Annotated in this window: 4 protein-coding genes and 1 pseudogene; all 5 read right to left on the bottom strand. The window is 40.0% G+C overall.

Annotated features, from left to right (window positions below; genetic code table 11):
• Positions 1-612, bottom strand: a 612-nt coding sequence (locus tag FTV42_RS15155) for a relaxase/mobilization nuclease domain-containing protein (RefSeq protein ID WP_180039154.1), incomplete at its 3' end; no start/stop codon positions are given.
• A complete protein-coding gene (mobC, locus tag FTV42_RS15150; RefSeq protein WP_180039153.1) occupies positions 602-1,315 on the bottom strand; it encodes a plasmid mobilization relaxosome protein MobC in 714 nt (237 codons plus the stop codon). The genes mobC and FTV42_RS15155, both read right to left, overlap by 11 nt.
• 196 nt (positions 1,316-1,511) lie before the next feature.
• The gene (locus FTV42_RS15145) at positions 1,512-2,888 is read right to left on the bottom strand and encodes a replication initiation protein (RefSeq protein WP_180009610.1); all 1,377 of its coding nucleotides are present in this window, start codon (positions 2,886-2,888) and stop codon (positions 1,512-1,514) included.
• Positions 2,889-3,294: 406 nt separating this feature from the next.
• Complete coding sequence (locus FTV42_RS15140; protein WP_257223466.1) at positions 3,295-4,113, bottom strand: DNA-binding protein; 819 nt, start codon at positions 4,111-4,113, stop codon at positions 3,295-3,297.
• A gap of 177 nt (positions 4,114-4,290) precedes the next feature.
• Positions 4,291-6,181 (bottom strand): annotated as a pseudogene (locus FTV42_RS15135) (relaxase/mobilization nuclease domain-containing protein); the annotation flags it as partial.

Below are 6,181 nucleotides of genomic sequence, written 5' to 3'. Positions count from 1 at the left end.
GCCTGCGTTAATGCGCTGGGCAACGATTTTATTTAAAAGCTCTTTTTTTTCAGGCTTGGTTTTACCTGCAAAATTAATTTCAATGGCCGCCAATCTTTGGGAATGCGTGTGGTGCGGTAGCTGTACATCAGCTTTTAAAATGGCGAGGTCGTCAGGCTTGGACCAGGTGTATTTTTCGTTTAAATAATCTCTGAGCTTATCGAAGTATTTTTCGTGTCCGGGCGGAGCAATATTTAATGACTTACCTGTTCCAAGATCGACACGCGGCACCAAAACATGCACATGCTTTGAACCATCCTGAGCTACGTGTAGCACGGCATTCATGTGATAGCGTGTCGGGTCTAAATCAGCAAAAGCATGTTTTTCAAATTGATCTAATGTTTCTTGAATCTGTGCATCAGTCGGATTGTCTTGTTTTGACCAAGCGATTACTGCTGACGAATAGCGGTAATCAAAATCTAGGCTTTCAGTAATGGCAACAAATGTTTGTGCATCACCTCTGAGCGTCTGAATATCAGGACGCAAATCGCCTTTTGCATCTTTTTCAGCAAGTAAATAGCCAACCGCTTTGCGTGGACAGCCTTTCCCATGTTTCGTAAATTTAATGTGCATCGGTTTCGACCTCCACTAACTCAACGGCTTTGACTGCTCGGACTCTCGCATTCTCGATAGCGGTATCGGACATTGTTGTTTTTTTAATTTCACCAATCACGCTATGTATATCTTCTTGGATTGCTTGAAGCACTTGCAGACACTCGATAAAGCTAAATTCTTGAGTGAGATCCAACTCTTGTTGTTTGTCATTTTTAATTAGGTTCAAGGCTCTAGCACACTGATTCAGATTTGTACCGACTCGACCAAGTTCGAATAATACGGCTGGGTCTACTTTTGGTGGTGGTCGATGATGCTTTTTTTGTTTGAGTGGAAATGTGGGTTTCACATAGTTTTCAATTTCAACTAAATGAAATTCTGCACTAATCGCATTTTTAATTAGTCGATTGTTGAAGTCACTAAACTGTAAGTTTCTTTTCTCAAGAAAATCATCAAGCTGATTTTTTTCATCAACTGTCAGACGTAGACGTTTAACTTCTGATTTCGGATTGATCTTTTTAAATTTTGTTAAGTCTTCATCATCCATTTTTACCACTCCCCTACTTTGGGTTTTTGGTTTTTGCTTTTGGGGGTTTGGGGGCGAAGCCATCCAACAAGACTCCTGTGCGACAACATCGATGGACTGCGTAGCAGGCACATGATTTGTAGCTACAGGGTAGGCTTGCTTAAATTTCAAGTTAGCACTTTGCGCTTGAATAAACAATCGTTCATCAAGAACATTGTTTATTCATAGCAAGGGCTAACGAAATTTAAGGAGGCAGGGGAGTTATAGAAAAAGCAAAATAAAAGCGGGCTGGGAGGTTATGGACAATCGCAAGCGAACATCAAAACTGGTCTGTGAATAAGGCTTATGGACAAGTTGTGGAAAAGCATAGCTGTACCACAACTTGCCCACAAGCTTATATCACAGGTTTTGATTTTGCCCACAACCACCCGACGCCCATAGACATAGAAGTTAAAAATCTAAAAAGAGAATGTTTATTAGTCATGGTGAGCAATATTGCTTCGCAATCTTGCTTGGATATATAGGGAACAGGCGCCAGAGAACAGACCCCATACTGATAGCTATTTGGAAAAACAGATTTCTGCTTTAGACCCGGCTTAACTGCTACTGATTTTCTGTTTTTCTGAATGCGGCTTTTATGCTTCTTAATTAGCGCATAGACAGTAGATTTAGACAGTTGAGTAGTATTTACAATCTCAGCAACAGATAAGCCTTTGCGATGCAGCGAGAGGGCTTTTCTGCGTTGTTTTGCGTATGACTTACCTTTTGCTGCTCCACCTTTTCTTCCTAACTGTTTTGCGATCTTGCGTAGCACATCGTTAGTGTTTTCAGAGTAGCTATAACGCTCATAACAAAAACGGGTAATACTCCGGCAGATTTCACGCACTTCACGCTCAACCAGTGGCGTTTTGCACTTCTCAAGATTGAGTTTATTCATGAAATCAAACAAGCAAGACATAAACTGGCGTTTTGTCCAGTCCTCGCCATGTTTGAAATACAACTTATAAGCGTGATGCCGTACTGTTTCAAACAGCCAATTGTTACGCTCCCCTACTGTTATATTTTTGCTTAATTTGACCGCTTTCGCTGAATTTGGAGTGAATAGCATAGGGCGTATCACTGGACGCTCATATATACGTGTGATTCTCGCAAGTTCAGCAAGCTGATACGGCTGTACTCGCATAGTAGATACTCGCCACATGCTGCTATGCGGATTTTTGGCGACTGAATTTCTATGTGCAAAATCACCGTTTAGAAGCTCTTTAAGGCGTGTTTTTACTGCATTCAATAGCACAACCGCTTTCTTGCTATAGCGTTTATTTTTTTCATCAATGCAGACTGAATTTCGCAGACAGTAATAGAGCTGAACGTGTCCGTTTACAGGGTTTTTGACAATCAGATTAGGCAAAGGTAAATCAGGGTTTAATTTGATTATTTCCTCGATACTGGCTGCTACATTGCTATCAATATCAATAACAAAAGTACCAAGCCAAAACTCTGACGCATATCGGAGATAACCATATTGCGAACGCTCACTTGGTGTAATGAAATCAAAATGATCTCTCTCTCTCGGTGAGTTTTTCCCAGTGCGTAGGCGTAAATGCTTCGGTTTGTGGTTCAGTGTATCTTTGCTAACCCAATGCGGTGTAAGTGGTGATAAGCACTTGTCAAAAAGGGCAAGAGCTTCTTGTAAATCAGCAATTTGTTCTGATTTATCAATAAATAAATACGATTTTGGTGAAATATTTGTATGATTTGAACTAATTTGCATCGCACAAGCCCTTAGATGGCTTGCGGAGTGGTCTTTGACTGCTATAATGATTAAGCATGTTGACTATCCGTAAGTGATCAACACGTACATCAAAAGACCCATTCTCGCCAAAGAATTTTTTCGGGTCTTTTTTTGTACCTGAAAATCGAGTTTTTTATTAAAAAGAATCTGTTAAAAGCACGTTACAACTGTTTGTTGTTCAATGCAACAAATGGCGAACCTCTAAAATACATTTTTTTTAAAATTCACGTTCTCATTGATGCAATTTCAGCAAAAAAAGTTCGTTACCACATCAAAACCTGTAATTTTTCAAGCATATTGACTTGTGCCATGTTTCATTTGAGCCACTTTTTTTTCTGAGGACAGCACAGCCTTTGGCTGTGCTCCGCAAGAAAAGAAAGGGGCATTATGGCTTTTCAGCTTCTGCTAACAAATCACCAGTTTTGTCATCTATTGGCTGTTCTTCGACCTTGCCCTTCTTTTTTAATTGCTGTGGCTGATGTGGGGCACGTAGATCACGAATTTCAGATTTCAGCTCACTGATCTCAGTCTGAAAACGGCTAATATTCTTCTGCGCTTCTTCAAGTCTGACAGATGCAACACGTTCATTAGACTGAGCTTCGGCAACTTTTAGCTGCAACTGGTCACGTTCTGCTTTCAGAGCTGTATTACTTTGCTTGAACTCAGCAAGACCTTCAGAATATTGCTGTTTTGCTTCTGCATATTGCTCAGATATGACTTTCTTATGCTGTTCATACTGTTCAATAATTTCAGCTTTACTTCGTGCATGTTCTTCTTCAAGAAATTTCAACTTCGCTTTTAAATCCTGATTTTCAGAAGTTAATTGCTCAATTTCTGTGAGCTGACTGCTATTTTCTTCTGATAGTGATTCTTTATCAGCTAGTGCTATTTCAAGTTCTTCTGACAAGCGTGTGATTTCACTTGCATAACTGTCACCGATCTCGGTGATGCGACCTGCTACAATATCTGCAACAACTTCTGACAGCTTCTTCTGCTCACTGTCTTTTAGTGCTACGGCTTTCTTTTCAGCATCTTCACGATGTTCACGCTCGTATTCTTTTCGATACTTCTGAATCGTCACACTTGAGCCACCGATCAAGTCCATGATTAGTTGGTTTGTATATCTCCCATTTTCTTTTAGAAGCTGCTCAATAGCGTCATATACGTCTTGCTTGGTCACAGCACTTGAAATTTTGTTATTCACTTAGTTACTCCAAAGTGAGTTATTGATTTTATTTACTTTACTAAACTTAGTTTATTTAGTTTAGTTTAGTTCATTTAGTTTAGTTTATTCACTTCACTTTAGATAGTGTAATTCATTCCAAAATTTAAAGTTTGAATCGGTGCAGTTTTGGCAAAAAAAGTATAAAAAAAACCATTCTTAGAATGGGTCATACCTGTAGCCATCATCTTTACTTGGCGATGGTGTTGGTGTTGGTGTTGGCTCAATATCTCGCACCTGGCTAACTTCAACTGGTTTTTTAAATCGGTCTTTGGCTGTATCGAATAGAGAATCTAGGCGGTCATGCTCACGTTGAGAGAAGTAAGTACCTAACCGCTTTTCAGCAAATTTCACCATTCTCTTATCATTGGCAATCATCTGTTGAATGTGATCACGCATCTGGTCTGTCATGTCTTTTTCTTGGCGTGAGAAGTGCTGTAAAGCGTTGTACTTCTCGCATATAGCTTCATACAGCTCAGTCCCCATCGGATTTTTTTTGTGATACTTCAATTCTTGTATTTCAGCCCAATATTTCACGTCTTTGGCTGCACTAACATAGCTGTATGAGAATATACGTGCAGCATCAATTGGGCTTTTCGGTTTAATAGCAAAGCCTTTGGAATTGATAGCTGTTAATACTCGATTGCTTTCTTTAATTGTGTGGTCAAATCTCTCAGTGAGTCTTCCAAAGTCGTTAAGCGTTCGCTGACTTCTGTGGTATTTAGAAGTGAGCTGGCGGTAGAAATCTGTGAAAGGGTCTGTGTTAATTTCGATTGAGTATCCTGAATATCTTTGAGCATCGGCTGAATTTGCTGATTGATCTTGTCTTGGACTAACTGATCTATATTTGATTCCCTCAAGGCACTGGTTAAGGTTTTTTCCAAATAAGCCTGCGTTTGTTTTGAGAATCCTTTGATAGATTCGTTCAAAAAGTCCACTGGTGGCTCTTCTTTCATCTGTTGAAGTAGTGCTGCGCTGCGCTTCTCCAATTGCTCGATATATATCTTCTGTCCGTCGATGCAGTTCTGTTGCAGCTTGTTTTGCTCCTTCAAAAGACTGACTTGCTGACTGATTAGCTGAGTTAATTCGCTCATTTACTTCACCAATGAAATTATGATCAGGATTAGCAGTAACGCTGTGCATGATACTGACAAAATTAGACTGATTTTCTGCTGTTGTTGCTGTGTCTGCTGTTGCTCTAAGCTCTGAATATTCAAGTTTTCGGCTTGCTTCACTAAAGTTTGGACTTGATTCAATAACTCTGCTGATTTCTGTGTGAGCTTGTAAACTGACTCCGTTTGGTCTTGGGTTTTGCTGATCAAAACTTGACTGTGCTGTAGTATCTCGTTGTCTATGATCTGTAAGCGTTTCAGCGTATCTGTCTGCAAAGAATCTAGCTCTTGATTCAGTTGCTCGTTGAAGTTTGTTATAGAGTTCATTAACTCGTTTTGCATCGACTTCATTTGCTCTTGATGCGCTTTGATCTGCTTCTGCTCTAGCTCGATTTTCTGCGTAAGCAGTGACATTGAATCCATCTTTATAAAACTCCCCTCCGAGCTTCACGGCTGTCTTATCACCGTGCAATTTGACTGAAATAGTGTCTTTAGCGTTTCGTGTGATGATTCCATATTCAGCAAGCGTTTGGACAACATCGTTACGGTCTTGAATCACGCCTGCGTTAATGCGTTGGGCAACGATTTTATTTAAAAGCTCTTTTTTTTCAGGCTTGGTTTTACCTGCAAAATTAATTTCAATGGCCGCCAATCTTTGTGAATGCGTGTGGTGCGGTAGCTGTACATCAGCTTTCAAAATTGCGAGGTCATCAGGTTTGGACCAGCAATGTTTTTCGTTTAAATAATCTCTGAGTTTATCGAAGTATTTTTCGTGTCCGGGAGGAGCAATATTTAATGACTTACCTGTTCCAAGATCGACACGCGGCACCAAAACATGCACATGCTTTGAACCATCTTGCGCAACATGCAAAACAGCATTCATGTGATAGCGTGTCGGGTCTAAATCAGCAAAAGCATGTTTTTCAAATTGATCTAAT

The organism is Acinetobacter sp. YH16052, from assembly GCF_013417155.1.
Lineage (GTDB): Bacteria > Pseudomonadota > Gammaproteobacteria > Pseudomonadales > Moraxellaceae > Acinetobacter.
Note: the sequence above shows the minus strand (reverse complement) of the source record. Positions and strands in the feature narration are given on the sequence as shown.